14 protein-coding genes are annotated in these 14156 nt (G+C 65.1%); 5 read left to right on the top strand and 9 right to left on the bottom strand.

Features of this window, described 5'->3' with window-relative positions:
- Positions 1–4: 4 nt before the first annotated feature.
- Positions 5–670 (bottom strand): ABC transporter ATP-binding protein, encoded by a 666-nt coding sequence (locus BN60_RS00390; protein WP_051150208.1) that lies wholly within the window; start codon positions 668–670, stop codon positions 5–7.
- Between the two features lie 85 nt (positions 671–755).
- On the opposite strand from BN60_RS00390, the gene BN60_RS00385 reads away from it, so the two are divergent.
- Together BN60_RS00385 and thpR are read left to right on the top strand one after the other, a co-directional pair.
- The gene (locus tag BN60_RS00385; protein ID WP_051150207.1) at positions 756–1451 is read left to right on the top strand and encodes an arylesterase; all 696 of its coding nucleotides are present in this window, start codon (positions 756–758) and stop codon (positions 1449–1451) included.
- Positions 1417–1962 carry an RNA 2',3'-cyclic phosphodiesterase gene (thpR, locus tag BN60_RS00380; protein WP_020693978.1) on the top strand — a complete coding sequence of 182 codons (546 nt, stop codon included), beginning with the start codon at positions 1417–1419 and terminating at the stop codon, positions 1960–1962. Before BN60_RS00385 ends, thpR begins: the two co-directional genes overlap by 35 nt.
- An 8-nt stretch (positions 1963–1970) precedes the next feature.
- Here thpR and BN60_RS00375 read toward each other — a convergent pair whose 3' ends face one another.
- Together BN60_RS00375 and BN60_RS00370 are read right to left on the bottom strand one after the other, a co-directional pair.
- On the bottom strand, positions 1971–2990 hold the full coding sequence (locus BN60_RS00375; protein ID WP_020693977.1) for a phosphotriesterase family protein: 1020 nt from the start codon (positions 2988–2990) through the stop codon (positions 1971–1973).
- Positions 2991–3010: 20 nt separating this feature from the next.
- Positions 3011–4009, bottom strand: a complete 999-nt coding sequence (locus tag BN60_RS00370; RefSeq protein WP_020693976.1) for a Bug family tripartite tricarboxylate transporter substrate binding protein — start codon at positions 4007–4009, stop codon at positions 3011–3013.
- 54 nt (positions 4010–4063) lie between these two features.
- Between BN60_RS00370 and BN60_RS00365 the strand changes: the two genes are divergently transcribed.
- A complete protein-coding gene (locus BN60_RS00365) occupies positions 4064–6217 on the top strand; it encodes a N,N-dimethylformamidase beta subunit family domain-containing protein (protein WP_043283507.1) in 2154 nt (717 codons plus the stop codon).
- On the opposite strand, the gene BN60_RS00360 is transcribed toward BN60_RS00365, so the two are convergent.
- On the bottom strand, positions 6201–6686 hold the full coding sequence (locus BN60_RS00360; protein WP_020693974.1) for a low molecular weight protein-tyrosine-phosphatase: 486 nt from the start codon (positions 6684–6686) through the stop codon (positions 6201–6203). The genes BN60_RS00365 and BN60_RS00360 overlap by 17 nt on opposite strands.
- Before the next feature lie 35 nt (positions 6687–6721).
- Between BN60_RS00360 and BN60_RS00355 the strand changes: the two genes are divergently transcribed.
- Positions 6722–7456, top strand: coding sequence for an NAD-dependent deacylase (locus BN60_RS00355; RefSeq protein WP_020693973.1), 735 nt, complete (start codon positions 6722–6724; stop codon positions 7454–7456).
- Positions 7457–7465: 9 nt separating this feature from the next.
- Here the strand turns inward: BN60_RS00355 and BN60_RS00350 are convergent, their stop codons facing one another.
- On the bottom strand, positions 7466–9142 hold the full coding sequence (locus tag BN60_RS00350) for an acyl-CoA dehydrogenase family protein (RefSeq protein ID WP_020693972.1): 1677 nt from the start codon (positions 9140–9142) through the stop codon (positions 7466–7468).
- 122 nt (positions 9143–9264) lie between these two features.
- On the opposite strand from BN60_RS00350, the gene BN60_RS00345 reads away from it, so the two are divergent.
- Positions 9265–10212: a LysR family transcriptional regulator gene (locus tag BN60_RS00345; RefSeq protein ID WP_020693971.1), complete on the top strand. Its 948-nt coding sequence runs from the start codon at positions 9265–9267 to the stop codon at positions 10210–10212.
- Here the strand turns inward: BN60_RS00345 and BN60_RS00340 are convergent.
- The 4 genes from BN60_RS00340 to BN60_RS00325 form a co-directional block, all read right to left on the bottom strand.
- The gene (locus tag BN60_RS00340; protein WP_020693970.1) at positions 10155–11267 is read right to left on the bottom strand and encodes a CaiB/BaiF CoA transferase family protein; all 1113 of its coding nucleotides are present in this window, start codon (positions 11265–11267) and stop codon (positions 10155–10157) included. The genes BN60_RS00345 and BN60_RS00340 overlap by 58 nt on opposite strands.
- Positions 11264–12403: a CaiB/BaiF CoA transferase family protein gene (locus BN60_RS00335; protein ID WP_020693969.1), complete on the bottom strand. Its 1140-nt coding sequence runs from the start codon at positions 12401–12403 to the stop codon at positions 11264–11266. The genes BN60_RS00340 and BN60_RS00335 overlap by 4 nt, the downstream gene beginning before the upstream one ends.
- On the bottom strand, positions 12400–13557 hold the full coding sequence (locus BN60_RS00330) for an acyl-CoA dehydrogenase family protein (protein WP_020693968.1): 1158 nt from the start codon (positions 13555–13557) through the stop codon (positions 12400–12402). The genes BN60_RS00335 and BN60_RS00330 overlap by 4 nt, the downstream gene beginning before the upstream one ends.
- Before the next feature lie 72 nt (positions 13558–13629).
- Entirely contained in the window at positions 13630–14037 is a 408-nt protein-coding gene (locus BN60_RS00325; protein WP_020693967.1) for a response regulator, read from the bottom strand.
- Positions 14038–14156 lie beyond the last annotated feature (119 nt).

Here is a 14156-nt window from a genome sequence, read left to right as displayed (position 1 = left end):
CGTCTCACTGTGCCGCCAGAGCGGCCGGGCGCATGCGCTCGTCAGCCACCAGCAGGCCGTCGGCGATTCGCAGCATGCGATCGCAGCGCTCGGCGAGCCCCATATCGTGGGTGATCAGGATCAGGGTCGTGCCGTGGGCACGCGCCAGCTCGAACAACAGATCCATCACCTGCTTGCCGGTCGCACCGTCAAGATTGCCGGTGGGTTCGTCGGCCAGCATCAGCTTCGGTTGACCGACGAAGGCGCGTGCCACGGCGACGCGCTGCTGCTCGCCGCCCGAGAGCTGCGCAGGATAGTGACCGATACGATGGCCGAGCCCGACTCGTTTGAGTGCCGCTTCTGCCAGCTCGAAAGCATCGTTGCGGCCGGCAAATTCCAACGGCAACGCGACGTTCTCGAGTGCCGTCATCGTGGGAATGAGGTGGAACCCTTGGAAGACGATGCCGATATGGTCGCGCCTCAGGCGCGCGCGGTCGTCGTCGCCGAGCGCCCCGAGATCGCGGCCCACGACCTCGACGAGGCCCGATGAAGCGCGCTCCAGGCCGCCCGCCACCATCATCAGGCTCGACTTGCCGGCACCGGATGGCCCGACAACCGCCGCAATCTCGCCCGCAGCGATGTCGAGAGTAATGCCGCGCAGGATATTGACCGTGCCTGCATCGCTTGCCATGTCGAGGTGGACGTCCTTCAGTCGGACGATCGGCGGCGTGGTAGGCAAGCAGGCTCCTGGGATGGGCGACAAGGCGGGCGAAACGATGAAATTGCAGACTGCATATGGTCGTTTTGCGGCACGGGTCAATTCACGGATCGCGGCGCTTCTGGTCTTTCTGATCTGCCTCGCAGCCCTGCCGGCTGCTGCACAAACCGGACCAGTCAAGCTCGCCATCCTGGGAGACAGCCTCGCGGCGGGCTATGGACTGAGCCCCGCCCAAGCATTCCCGGCCCGGCTAGATGCGGCGTTGAAGGCCCAGAACCGCAACGTCACCATCATCAATCACGGTGTATCCGGAGACACGACGGCCGGTGGGCTGGAGCGCATCGACTGGATGATGGCGGACAAGCCCGACATCGTGTTGGTCGAACTCGGCGGCAACGATGGGCTGCGCGCCCTCGATCCTGCCGCCACCGAGCGCAACCTCGACGCCATCGTCACCAAGCTCAAGGCCGCCGGGGCGACGGTGTGGCTGGCCGGCATGCTGGCGCCGCGCAACTTCGGCGCCGAATACGCCAAAGCCTTCGACGGCATTTTCAAGAAGGTCGCTGACAAGCACGGCGTGCCGCTCTACGCCTTCTTCCTCGACGGTGTGGCGCAAGAGCCCGCTCTCAACCAGCCCGACGGCATCCATCCCAACGCCAAGGGCGTCGACGTCGTTGTCGAACGCATCCTGCCTTTCGTGACCAAGAACCTCGACGATCATGCCGCGTCTGTTCGCCGCCCTGCCCGTCCCTGAAGAAGTCGCCGACGAACTCTCGGCCCTGCAGTCGGGCGTGCCCGATGCGCGATGGGTGCCGTCGGAGAATTTCCACGTGACCCTCTGCTTCGCCGGCGAAGTGCAGGGCGCCACGATGCGCGACCTCGAAGACGAACTGTCGGATATCGAAGGGCCGCCCTTCTCGGTGTCCATTGCCGGCGTCGAGCAATTCAGCAGCGGCAAGCAACCCCGCGCCCTGGTCGCCACCGTCGAGCGCAGCGAGCGGCTCGACTGGCTGCAACAGAAAGTGTCGACCGTGGCACGCAACTGCGGCATCGAGGTCGAACGCCGCAAGTTCCGCCCGCACGTCACCCTCGCCCGCTTTTCGAGCACCGCCGAGACCGGCCATCACCTCGCCCAGTTCATGGCGAGCAACGGCACCCTGCGGGCCGGCCCCTGGATCGCCGAGCACTTCTCGCTCTATTCCAGCCGCACCGGCCGCAATGGCTCGATCTACACCGAAGAAGCGACCTATCCGCTGACCTTCTGAGACGTCGGCTAGATGAACGTCAGCAGCCGCCGCGGATTGTGCACCAGGATGGCGTCGATCTCGCCCTCGCTGTAGCCACGCCGCTTCATCATCGGCACGACGTTGCGGAAGATGTGGCCGTAGCCGTGGCCGCCGAAGCTCGCGAGCCGCGTGCGGTAGCAGATGTCGTGGCTGATCACGACTCGCTCGAGATGACCCGCGGTAATCAAAGCCCGGATCAGCCGGAGACGCGTCGCGTCGTTGGGCATGTCGATATCGGAGAGACCGTAGTAGCTCGCCTCCTGCCCGAACAGATCGAACTCGACCGTGACGCCGCTGTCCGCGAGCTTCAGCAGGCGCGGCTCGTCGAAGATCGTGCGGTCGATATGGCTGATGACGATGCGTTCCGTAGGAAAGCCCGCGGCCTTGGCGAAGTCGGCGACTTCCTGCGGCTGGTCGGGATCGCGGCCGGGATGGACGTTGATCGCCGCACCCGTTTCCTGCGCGGCGACGAATGCCGCCTGCATGACGCGCTTCTCCGTATCGGTCCACGGCGCCTGACAACCGATCTCACCGATCATGCCGGCGCGCACCTCGGTGCCCCAGGCGCCATCGAGGATCTGGCCGATCATTTCGGCGGCAAAGTCGTCGACCGAGCGCCGGTGGTTCTTCGGATCCTGGTAATCGTTGACGTAGTAGCCGCAGCCCATGACGAGGTGCACGCCGGTGCCGGCGGCGATGCGCTGCAGTCCCTTCGGATCGGGCGAGAGGCCGCCGCAGGTCAGCTCGACGATGGCGTCGCCGCCGTCGTGCTTCATCATCGCCACCTCGCGCGTGGCAATGTCCTCGAGGTCGAGCATGTACTTGCGGCCGGAGCGCTTCAGCCCGTGGCCGTAGTTCATCTGCCAGACATTCTCGAGCGTGATCTCGGGGCCGAGATCGTTGTCGGAACGCGTGCCGGGCGGACGGATGTCGCAAAGCACATGCTCGTGCATCAGAGTCCGGCCAAGCGCCTCGGGCTCGATGAGCCCGAGGACGGTCTGGATCATTCCCTTTAGGTCCTTGCGGGTCACTGGGGCTCCAGCTTGGCGGCCGTGACGACTTTCTGCCACTTCGCGGTTTCTGCCACCATGTGCTTGGCGAGATCCTCCGACGATCCGCCGAGTTCGGCGGCACCTGCGTCGCGGATCTTCTTGATGATGTCGGGTGACTTCGCCGCCTTGACCAGCTCGTCGCTCAACTTCTTCACGATATCGGGCGGCGTGCCGGCAGGAGCCGCGACATACCACCAGGGCGCCGCATCGAAGCCGGCGAAACCCTGCTCGGCGATGGTCGGCACGTCGGGCAGCGAGAACCAGCGCTTGCCCGAGCTCACGCCCAATGCGCGCAACGCGCCCGACTGGATGTGGGGCAGGTAGGGCGGCAGATTGTCCATCGTGCTGGGAATGTGACCTGCCAACAGGTCCTTCAGCACCAGGGAGCTGCCGCGATAGACGACATGCTCCACCTTGAAGCCGGCCAGCGACTGGAAATACTCCATCGCGAGATGGCCGGTGCCACCGATCGCGGGCGAGCCGAAGCTTACCTTGCCCGGTCCCTGCTTCTTGCAATACTCGACATATTCCTTCGCGGTCTTCACCGGCATGCTGGGATGAACGGCAAGCACGTTCGCGACTTCGCCGAACAGCGCCACCGGCGCAAAGCTCTTCGTCCCGTCGTAGGGCATGTTCTTGTAGAGGAACTGGTTGGTGACGGCGGTGCCGACCGTACCGAGCAGCAGCGTGTAGCCATCGGCCGGCGACTTGGCGACGATCTCGGCGCCGACATTGCCCCCGGCACCGCTCTTGTTGTCGACGACGACCGTCTGGCCCCAGGCCTCGGTGAGATGTTGTGCCGCGATGCGGCCCAGAAGGTCGGTCGTGCCGCCCGGCGCGAACGGAACCACCACGCGGATCTGCTTGTTGGGATAGGTCGACTGCGCCCAGCCGTGGCGGGCCAGCATGGGCGCCGCCAGCGATGCCGTGATCGTCGATGCGATCACCCTGCGGCGGGTGATTTTATTGGTCATAGAAATCCTCCCTGAATTCGGGCGACTATATCGCCGACATCGGGGGAGACAAAAGTGACAGCAGCGTTGATTGGTTACTCCGACCGCATCTCGGTACGCAGCGGCGAAAAAATCGCTTTCAAGATCTCGAGCACCGGCCCCAATCCCTATAACGCCACCTTGGTGCGCATCGTCCGCGGCGACACCAATCCCGGTGGACCACCTCCCAAGCTCGAAGACATGTCGGATCTCTTCGATGGCCGCTTCGCGTCGCGCGTTCAACACGCATGGACAGGTTCGTACGGTCTCGTAGAGAACGCACGCGATGCAAAACTGCCGTCATCCCTGCAGATCGAAGCGCTGATCTGGCCAACTTTGCCCGAAGATGCACCGCAGGCCGTGCTGTCGCGCCGCGATCCCGCCACCGGTGCAGGCTTTGCGTTGGTCCTCACGCCCGATGGCATGGTGCTGGAGACCGGCAGCCATCGCGTCGCGGTGGGCAAGAAGCTCCGCGCGCATGTCTGGTATCGCGTCTGGGCCAGCGCCGATCCTGAGACCGGAACCTTGCGCGTCGGCCAGCAGCCGCTGAAGCGCGCTTTTGCCGCCGACGACGAAGGGGAAGCGAAAGCCACGGTAACGGGCGGGCTGACGCTCGATGCTCCGGCACCTCTGCTGATCGGCGCGGAAGCAGCGAGCGACCGGCCGGCCCGCCACTGCTTCAACGGCAAGATCGAAGCGCCGCAGGTGGTGGGCTTCGCCGCCTGGGATTTCTCGCGGCGCATGGACTCGATGGAGATCGAGGACACGGGCCCCAATGGGCTGCATGGCAGGCTGGTCAACCTGCCGACGCGCGCCATGAAGGGCGCAGCCTGGACCGGCGCCGAGCGCGACTGGAAGAAGGCGCCGCACCATTATGCCGCCATCCACTTCCATGACGACGATCTGCATGACTGCGGCTGGGAAGACGATTTCAGCTTCACCATCCCCAAGGACATGAAGAGCGGCGTCTACGGTATGCAGCTGAGCTGCGGGCCGCACCGCGACGTCATCCCCTTCTTCGTGCGGCCGCAGATGGGCAAGCCGCAGGCCAAGGTCTGCTACCTCGCCGCCACCTTCACCTATCAGGTCTATTCGAACTTCGCGCGCGGCATGTACGACGACGCATTCCGCAAGAAGGTCGCCGACTGGAAGGCCTATCCGAACAATCCCGACGAGCACAAGGACTATGGCCTCTCGACCTACAACCTTCATCGCGACGGTTCGGGCGTCAGCTATTCCTCGCGCCTGCGGCCGCTGCTGACCTGGCGACCGAACTATCTTTCCTTCAACGACGAAGCCGGCTCTGGCCTGCGCCACCTGCCGGCCGATACGCACCTCACCGGCTGGCTCGACCGCATGGGCATAGCCTTTGACGTGATCACCGACCACGATCTCGACGAAAAGGGAGTCGAGTTCCTCTCCTCCTACAAGGTCGTGCTGACGGGCTCGCATCCCGAGTATCACACGGAAGGCACGCTCGATGCGTTGCAGGCCTATACCGAGAATGGCGGGCGGCTGATGTATCTCGGCGGCAACGGGTTCTACTGGCGCGTCGCGCTCTCGCCCAAGGTGCCGGGCGCCATCGAGGTGCGACGGACCGAAGGCGGCATCCGCACCTGGGCCGCCGAGCCGGGCGAATACTATCATGCCTTCGACGGCGCCTATGGCGGCCTGTGGCGGCGCTCCGACCGGCCGCCCAATCTGCTCTGCGGCATCGGCTTTTCGAGCCAGGGCACCTTCGTCGGCGATTCCTACCGGCAATCGCCGGCAGCGCGCGACAATACCCATGCCTGGGTCTTCGAGGGCGTAAAGGACGAGCTGTTCGGCGGCTACGGCTTCTCGGGCGGCGGGGCGGCAGGATTCGAGCTCGACCGTCTCGACCATCGGCTGGGCAGCCCGCTCAATGCCGTCGTGCTCGCCTCCTCCGAAGGCCACGACCGCAAGAACTTCGTGGTGGTTCACGAGGAGCGGCTGGGCTTCACCACCACCATTCCCGGCCAGACCCTGGAGCAGTTGATCCGCGCCGACATGACCTACATCGAGAAGCCGAAAGGCGGTGCAGTGTTCTCGGTGGGCTCGATCACCTATTGCGGCAGCCTGCCCCACAACAAGTTCGACAACGACGTGTCGCGGCTCACCTTCAACGTCGTGAACCGCTTCGGCGAGCTTGGCCTCAAATGGCCCTTTTGACCTGAGGTATCAGGCGGTCGAGCAGGCCGCGGCAAGCCACTTCGATCAGCCCGAGCGCGCGTTCGTACTCGGGCCTGTCGAGGCCATAGGGATCGGCCACGTCGAGAATGCCGGCCGGCGGCGCGAAGCTCATGAGGAGCTTCGGCTTGTCTGCGAGCGCACGCGGCGCCAGCCAACGCATCTCCGCGAGATGGCCGCGGGTCATCGCGAGCACATGGTCGAAATGCGCGATATCCTCGCCGGTGATCTTCCGGGCGCGCCCCGCAGAGATATCGTAGCCGCGCGCGGCGGCGACTTCGACGGCAAAGGGGGACGGGGGCTCGCCGGCCTTCACATCGGACGTGCCGGCGGAGGCGATCTCGAAGCCGGCAGCAAGGCCCGCCTTGCGAGCCATCTCCCGAAACGCCCCCTCGGCCATAGGCGAGCGGCAAATATTGGCTGTGCAGACGAAGAGGACGCCGATGGTCATGGCACGGCACCCTAGCACGGCGCTAGAGTGAGAGCATGCATCAGGATTTCCTTCCACCGGGCATCGCCGTGCTGACCGGCGCCGGCATCTCCAAGGAAAGCGGTATCGATACGTTTCGGGACGATGGCGGGCTGTGGACCCGCGTGAATCTCGAGGAGGTCGCGACCGTCGACGCTTGGTTTCGCGACAAGAAGAAGGTGCTCGACTTCTACAACGAGACCCGCCGCGCCTTCCGCGCCGCTCACATCACACCGAATGAAGCGCACGAAGCGTTGGCCCGGCTGGAGCGCGAATACGAGGGTGAAGTCACGATCATCACCCAGAATATCGATCCTCTGCACGAGATGGCGGGCTCGCGAAAGGTCATCCACATGCATGGCCGCGATGGCGAGGTCCGCTGCATGGTCTGCAAGACCGAATTCGCCTCCGACGCCGATCTCACTCCCGAGTCCGTCTGCCCCAACTGCCGGTCCATCGGCGAGCTACGGCCCAACATCGTCTGGTTCGGCGAGATGCCGATACATCTCGACGAGATCTACGAGGTGCTGGAACGCTGCGGTCTCTTCATTGCCATCGGCACTTCCGGCGAGGTCTATCCCGCCGCCGGCTTTGTCTTGCATGTCCGACGCTACCGACCGCGCGCCCACACGATCGAGCTCAATCTCGAACCGACCGACAACAAAGCCCTATTCCACGAGCACATCTACGGCCCCGCCACGAAAGTCGTCCCTCCCTATGTGACGCGCATCCTCAAGCAAGGTTGGAGATAGGGAAGGCGGTCAAGCCGCCAGAACGCTGTCGAGCGCGGCCGCATCCTCCTCGTCCCGCAGGGGGTCTTGCGGCAACAGCCGGTGCGTCAGAACCATACGCGCCAGAGCCAGGCGATGCGGCGTACGCAGTTCCGCCGCCTCGTGCGCAAGGCCGATGGCGGTGGTGATGTGATAGAGCGCCGACGCAGACTGCCGCGCCAGAACGTCTGACTTCCGGGCCGCGACATCTGCGGCGAAGGCGCAGGCCCGATCCAGAGCGTCCGCGAACAACGCCTGCGTCTTCGCATCGAGTGCCGCCCCGCGCAGCAATTCCTCGTTATGGGCCTTGAGCGCCGGAAGCGCGTCGTCGCGCGAGATCGCCCGCGAGACGTCGAGCGCAACGATGTTGGACGTGCCTTCCCAGATCGACCCGAGATGGGCGTCGCGGACCAACCGCGCATCCGACCATTCTTCGATGTAGCCGCAGCCGCCGCGGACTTCCATCGCATCTCCGGTCACCTTGCGGGCATCGCGACAGGCGCGGAACTTGATCAGCGGCGTCATGATGCGGGCAAGCTTGGCGCCGGTCGCATCGTTGTGGTTGGCACGGTCGAGGGCGTCTGCCGTCAGGAACATCATGCTCCGCGCCTGCTCGGCCCACACCACCATCTTCGCGAGCTGGCGACGCATCAGCGGCAGTTCGATCAGCCGCTTGCCGAATGCCTGCCGATGGCGGGCGACGAACAGCGCCTCCGTCGTGGCACGCCGCATCAGGCCGGCGGCACGCACGCCGTTCGACAGTCGCGAATTGTTGACCATGTCGGCCATCTGGTTGAAGCCGCGCCCGCGCTCGCCGACGAGATAGGCTTCCGCCCCGTCGAGGCGGATCTCGCCGCTGGCCATCGAACGGGTGCCGAGCTTGTCCTTCAGCCGCAGGATCCGATAGTCGTTCGGTCGGCCGTCGGCTTTCACCTTCGGCAACAGGAACAGCGAGATGCCCTTCATGCCGGGAACGTCCTCGCTGCGCGCCAGGACCATCGCCAGATCGGCATCGGCGTTCGAGCAGAACCACTTGTCGCCGGTCAGCTTCCAGGTGCCGTCGGACTGCAACGCAGCGCGCGTGGCGGTGGCGCTGACGTCGGAGCCGGCGCCCTGCTCGGTCATGAACATAGCGCCCTGCGCCAGCTCGTCGAAATCGACCGACGTCAGGCGCTCGAGGAAGCGCCCCACCAGTTTGGGATCGCCGAAACGCCGCAGCGTGCGGGTCAACGAATCCGTCATGCTGACCGGACACATCAGGCCGAACTCGGCCTGCACGAAGAGATAGGTCAGCGCATACTTGGCTGCGGGCGGCATCGGCTCGTTCCAGCCCAGCACGCCGCGGTGCGACATCGCCGCCAGCCCCAGCTCGGAAAAGGCCAGCCGCTCCATCTCGACATAGGCTGGATGCTTCTCGACGACATTGCAGTCCTCGCCGGTGCGTCGCCGCACCGACAGGGTCGGCGGATTGTGGTCGGCAATGCCGGCAAGTTCGTCGAGGTGTCCGCCCGCGAGGCCGCCCAGCCGGTCGAAGGTCGGCTCGAGATGGCGGAACAGCGGCCGAGGCAGGTAGTGGGCGAACAGGGCCGCGGCGTCGCGATCGGCGCGATAGAGGTTGATCCCGCGCGAATCGGGGATGGCACCTGAGAGATCGATATCGGCCTTCATGGAACGAGCCTCTGGGCAGGAAACGAAGCAGACATCTATGGTCTGCCCGATCTATTGATACCGTCCAATATTACTTTATTCGAGATTGATATACTTTTCATATCGATCATCGGAGCCGGCCCATGGACCTTCGCAAGCTGCGCTACTTCTCCGTCCTTGCCGAGGAGAAGCATTTCGGCCGTGCCGCCCAGCGCCTGTCGCTGTCGCAGCCGCCACTCAGCCTCGCCATCCGCCAACTCGAAGAGGAGATCGGCGCGCGGCTGTTCGAGCGCACCAGCCGCAACGTCAGTCTCACCGCGGCGGGCGTGGCCTTGCAGCGCGAAGCGGAAGTGCTGCTGCGCCGGACCGGGGAAACGCGTCTCCTGGTGAAGGCGATCGCCGACGGAAAGGAAGGACGGCTGCGGCTCGGCTTCGGCAGCTCCATGCTCTATCGCGGCTTCCCGAAGATCCTCGACGCATTTCAGGCCGCATCGCCCGACATCGAGCTGTCCGTTCAGGAACTGAACTCGACCGAACAGATCGAGGCCCTGCAACGCGACGAGATCGACCTCGGCTTCATCCACGGCCGCGACGTCCCGAGCCGGTTGGAGGGCTTTCGCTATCACGCCGAACCTTTCGTCGCCTGCGTCCCTCGGGATCACCCTTGCGCCGGCGCCCGCACGCTCCGCCTGTCGCGACTCAAGGACGACGAGTTCGTGCTCTTCTCCCGCAACGTCTCGCCGGACTACTACGAATCGATCATTGCGACCTGCCTTTCGGCGGGTTTCTCGCCGCGCGTCCGCCATCAGGTCCGTCACTGGCTGAGCGTGGTCTCCTTCGTCGCCAACGGCCTCGGAGTGGCCCTCGTTCCGAGCACTCTCAAGGCCTCGAACATGGCCGGAGCGGTCTTCGTGCCGCTGCGGGAGGCGAAGATCCTCTCCGAGACCTGGTGCGTCTGGAAAGCCGGGGGCCCGCAACGCCCCGCACTCGACATGCTGATACAGGCCGCGCGGAAGCAATCGCAGGCGATGAGTCAACGCCCGCGCTTCAATACCTCTTCCGTATGCTCGCCCAGCAACGGCTCGCGATAGAGCGGCCGCGACGGCTCGTCCTGAAAGCGGACAACGGGGGCGAAGTGTTTGCGGCCCTGTCCGTCGGTCACGATCATGCCGCGCTTGGCAAGGTTCGCATCGGCAATCGCCTCGGGCAGCGTGTTGACCGGGCCGTAGCAGATGTCGAGCGTGTCGAGCCAGCTCATCCAATGCGCCAGCGGCTTTTCGCGGAAGGTCGCCGCAAGGAAATCCACGACCGGCTTCTGATGCGCACCTGGCCATTCGCAAAGCGGCGCCATCTCCGGTTTACCGAGCGCCCCCAGCAGGTTCTTGATGAACTTCATCTCCTGGCCGGCCAGTACGAGCTGACGGCCATCGGACGTATCGTAGACGCGATAGAAGGCCGAGCCGCCCGTCGTCCGCTGCTGCTTGACGTCGGGGTGCTTGTTCTCGGCAAAGGTCGAGCCGACGACGTTGGCGCAGGAGGCGATCAACGCCTCGTGCATGGAGACGTCGATATAGTCGCCACGGCCCGTATCCTTGCGGCGCAGCAGCGCCATCAGCACGCCGGACAGTCCATGAAGGCCGCTCACCAGGTCGGCGATGGGAATGCCCGGAATTGCCGGACGGCCATCATCGCCCAGGGTCAGGCTCAACACACCGGCCATCGCCTCGAGCGCGAGGTCGTGCGCGGCGCGGCCGGGATAGGCGCCGTCCTGGCCGAAGGCGCTGATCGAGCAGTAGACGATGCCGGGGTTGGCGGCTTTGACCGCCTCGTAACCGATACCGAAGCGCGCCGCGACACCCGGCCGGAACGACTCGACCAGCACGTCGGCTTCGCGGGCGAGGCGAAAGAGATCGGCGCGTCCCTGCTCGCTCTTGAGGTCGAGCACGACGCTTTTCTTGCCGCGGCCCATGTTGCGAAAGAACACGGAGGTGCGTTCGTCGGCTGGCCGGATGTGGCGGCCGGGGTCGCCTTCGCCCGGTGGCTCGATCTTGATCACCTCGGCGCCATGGTCGGCCAGCGCCGTGGTGAGGTAGGGACCCGGCAAGAACCAGGAGAGATCGACGACCTTGATACCTTGAAGTTTCATGTGCGTTCCAACACGGACTCGTTGTCGGCACCGAGGGATGAACAGGCCGCCTGCGAAGGCCGCTGTCCGTCGATGCGGAGAGGATTGGCAAGCACGCGCAGCTCGCCCTTCACGGGATGCGGCACCGCGGAGACCATGCCGGCGGCGCGTGCGAAAGAACTGTCCAGTGCCTGGTCGAGCCGGTGGACCGGCGCCGCCGGCAACAGCCCGTTGAGCTTCGACAACCATTCCGCCGTCGTGTGTGTGCGGAAGGTCGGATCGAGCGCCTCGGTCATCGCGGCGCGGTTCGTTGCGCGGGTATTGGGATCGGCAAAGCGCGGATCGTCGAGAAGATCGGTGCGGCCCATGACCTGGCACAGCGACAGCCAGAACTTCTGCGTCATGCACATGATGAAGATCCAGCCGTCCTTGGTCGGGAAGGTCTGGACCGGCGCCAGGGACAGATGGGCGCTGCGCGGGACCCGCGGCGAGACATCGCCCTCGTTCAGGTACCAGAGGCCAGGATAGGTGAGCTGATGCATGGCGACGTCGTAGAGGCAGGTATCGACATCGCACCCCTGCCCCGTGGTCCGGGCGCGCAGCAGGCAACTCAACAGGCCAACGATCCCCGTGAGCCCGCTCATGCTGTCGATCAGGGAAACGCCGACCCGCGTCGGCGGCCCGTCCGGCTCGCCGGTCAGCTCCATCAAACCCGCCTCGGCCTGCATCAGGAAATCGTAGCCCGGCCAGTCCCTGCGTTCGTTGTCGCGGCCATAGGCCGAGATGTGCAGGCAGACGATGGAGGGCTTCAGATGCTTCAGGCTCGCATAGTCGATGCCGAGCTTGGCGGGCTGCGTGCCGCGCATGTTGTTCACGACGCAGTCCGCGCCCTTAACCAACGCTTCGAACTGCTTGCGGCCCTCGGCGCTCTTCAGGTCGAGCGTCACGCTCTTCTTGCCGAGATTCCAGGCCTGGAAATACTCGCTGTCGTCGTTGCCCAGCTTGTAGGGCCCGACCTGACGCGAGGGATCGCCTTCCGGCGCCTCGATCTTGATCACCTCGGCGCCCAGTTCCGCGAGGAACATTGTGCCGTAGGGCCCGGCCCCGAACTGCTCCAGGGTGAGGACGCGAATACCTTCGAGAGGCTTGGCGTTCATACGACGGCGTTCCGCTTGACCCACTGCCGCGCGATGATGATGCGCTGCATCTCGTTGGTGCCCTCGCCGATGCAGGTCAGCGGCGCATCGCGATATAGACGCTCGATATCGTACTCCTTGGAATAGCCGTAGGCGCCATGGATGCGCATGGACTCGATGCTGTTTTCCAGCGCCGCCTCCGAGGAGAAATACTTGGCCATGCCGGCTTCGAGATCGCAGCGGTCGCCGCGGTCGAAGGCCTCCGCTGCGTCGAGCGTCAGCAACCGCGCCGCCCGGGCCCGCGTCGCCATCTCGCCAAGCTTGAGCTGGATCGCCTGATGCTCGCAGATCGGCTTGCCGAAGGTCTTGCGGATCTGGGCATAACTCGTGGCAAGCCGCAGCGCCCCCTCGGCAATGCCGACGCCGCGCGCGGCCACATTGATGCGGCCCAGTTCGAGGCCGCCCGCCACCTGGGTGAAGCCCCGGCCCTCGACTTCGCCGATCAGGTGATCGGCCGGTACGCGATAGTTCTCGAAGATCAGCTCGCCCGAATCGATCGACTTGTAGCCGAGCTTCTCGAGCTTGCGGCCGACCGTGAAGCCCGGCCCCTTGGGCGCGATGAACAGGCTCATGCCCGAGTAGCGCGGACTGGCTTCAGGATTGGTCTTCACCAGCAGCGCGAAGCACGAGCCCTCGATGCCGTTGGAGATCCAGGTCTTGGTGCCGTTCAGCACATAGTGGTCGCCTTCGCGGCGTGCAGTAAGCCGGATCGCCTGCAGGTCGGTGCCCGCATCGGGCTCGGTGAGCGCCAGTCCGCCCCTCACCTCGCCGCTCGCAAGCTTCGGCAGCCAATGGCGCTTCTGCGGCTCCGTGCCGAACTTCTCGATGGCGAGCGCCAACATCAGGTGGGAGTTAAAGATGCCGGTGATCGCCATCCACACGGACGACACACGCATCACGATTTCGGCGTAGGTCCGGGCCGGCAGGCCGAGGCCGCCATACTCGGGGCTTACCGTGGCGCCGAATAGCCCCAGTTCCTTCATCTGCTCGACGATCTCGGCGGGCCATTTGTCGGCGTGATCGAATTCTTTCACCCGCGGCGCCACTTCGCGCTCGATCCAGCGGTCGATGGTGGCGAGAAGCTGCGCTTCGTCAGCCTTGTCGATCGTATGCATGCCTGTCCTCCCAGCCTCCATCATGCCCGACGGAGGAAGGTGGACAAGGCCACGGAGCCTCAGGTCGAAATCCTAGCGGGCCAGCAGGCCGCGAATATGCCGTTGGAGGTCGCGGTGATCGTAAGGCTTGGCGAGAAAGGGCCCTTCCTCGCAAAGATCGCCGGCGGCCTTGGCGGCGCGGGCGACGCCCGAGGTCAGGATCACCTTCACGCCGGGTCGCTCGCGGCGCACCCATTGCGAGAGGGCGAAGCCATCGGCGTCGCCCGGCATGTGGACATCCGAGAAGACGATATCGACTGGGATGCCCGCTTCGAGCACCCGGATCGCCTCGTCGCCGCTCCCCGCCTCGACCACATGAAAGGCGCAATCGCGCAGGTAGTCCGACACCGCCATACGGATCAAAACCTCGTCTTCGACCACCAGGATCGTGGGCGCCGCCGCTGGCGCCGCGTCACGTGGGGTTTTGAAAGCGGCGTTCATGGTTTGGCAACGTACCCGCGCACGAATTGTTCCGGCGGGCAGCCATCGCCAAGCAATTTGCTGCCTCCGCAACCTCTAGGCGTCTCGTCAGGGCTCGTGCATCATCGACACCGACGGGG

Source organism: Reyranella massiliensis 521, assembly GCF_000312425.1.
Taxonomy (GTDB): domain Bacteria; phylum Pseudomonadota; class Alphaproteobacteria; order Reyranellales; family Reyranellaceae; genus Reyranella; species Reyranella massiliensis.
The sequence above is the reverse complement of the archived record's forward strand: the minus strand, read 5'-3'. Positions and strand labels throughout refer to the sequence as shown.

What these genes read in the sequence shown, in the direction of transcription:
- BN60_RS00390 (WP_051150208.1), bottom strand. Translation starts at nt 670, where the DNA reads ATGGCAAGCGATGCAGGCACGGTCAATATCCTGCGCGGCATTACTCTC.
- BN60_RS00325 (WP_020693967.1), bottom strand. Translation starts at nt 14,037, where the DNA reads ATGAACGCCGCTTTCAAAACCCCACGTGACGCGGCGCCAGCGGCGGCG.
- BN60_RS00345 (WP_020693971.1), top strand. Translation starts at nt 9,265, where the DNA reads ATGGACCTTCGCAAGCTGCGCTACTTCTCCGTCCTTGCCGAGGAGAAG.
- BN60_RS00330 (WP_020693968.1), bottom strand. Translation starts at nt 13,557, where the DNA reads ATGCATACGATCGACAAGGCTGACGAAGCGCAGCTTCTCGCCACCATC.
- thpR (WP_020693978.1), top strand. Translation starts at nt 1,417, where the DNA reads ATGCCGCGTCTGTTCGCCGCCCTGCCCGTCCCTGAAGAAGTCGCCGAC.
- BN60_RS00350 (WP_020693972.1), bottom strand. Translation starts at nt 9,142, where the DNA reads ATGAAGGCCGATATCGATCTCTCAGGTGCCATCCCCGATTCGCGCGGG.
- BN60_RS00370 (WP_020693976.1), bottom strand. Translation starts at nt 4,009, where the DNA reads ATGACCAATAAAATCACCCGCCGCAGGGTGATCGCATCGACGATCACG.
- BN60_RS00360 (WP_020693974.1), bottom strand. Translation starts at nt 6,686, where the DNA reads ATGACCATCGGCGTCCTCTTCGTCTGCACAGCCAATATTTGCCGCTCG.
- BN60_RS00340 (WP_020693970.1), bottom strand. Translation starts at nt 11,267, where the DNA reads ATGAAACTTCAAGGTATCAAGGTCGTCGATCTCTCCTGGTTCTTGCCG.
- BN60_RS00375 (WP_020693977.1), bottom strand. Translation starts at nt 2,990, where the DNA reads ATGATCCAGACCGTCCTCGGGCTCATCGAGCCCGAGGCGCTTGGCCGG.
- BN60_RS00385 (WP_051150207.1), top strand. Translation starts at nt 756, where the DNA reads ATGAAATTGCAGACTGCATATGGTCGTTTTGCGGCACGGGTCAATTCA.
- BN60_RS00335 (WP_020693969.1), bottom strand. Translation starts at nt 12,403, where the DNA reads ATGAACGCCAAGCCTCTCGAAGGTATTCGCGTCCTCACCCTGGAGCAG.
- BN60_RS00355 (WP_020693973.1), top strand. Translation starts at nt 6,722, where the DNA reads ATGCATCAGGATTTCCTTCCACCGGGCATCGCCGTGCTGACCGGCGCC.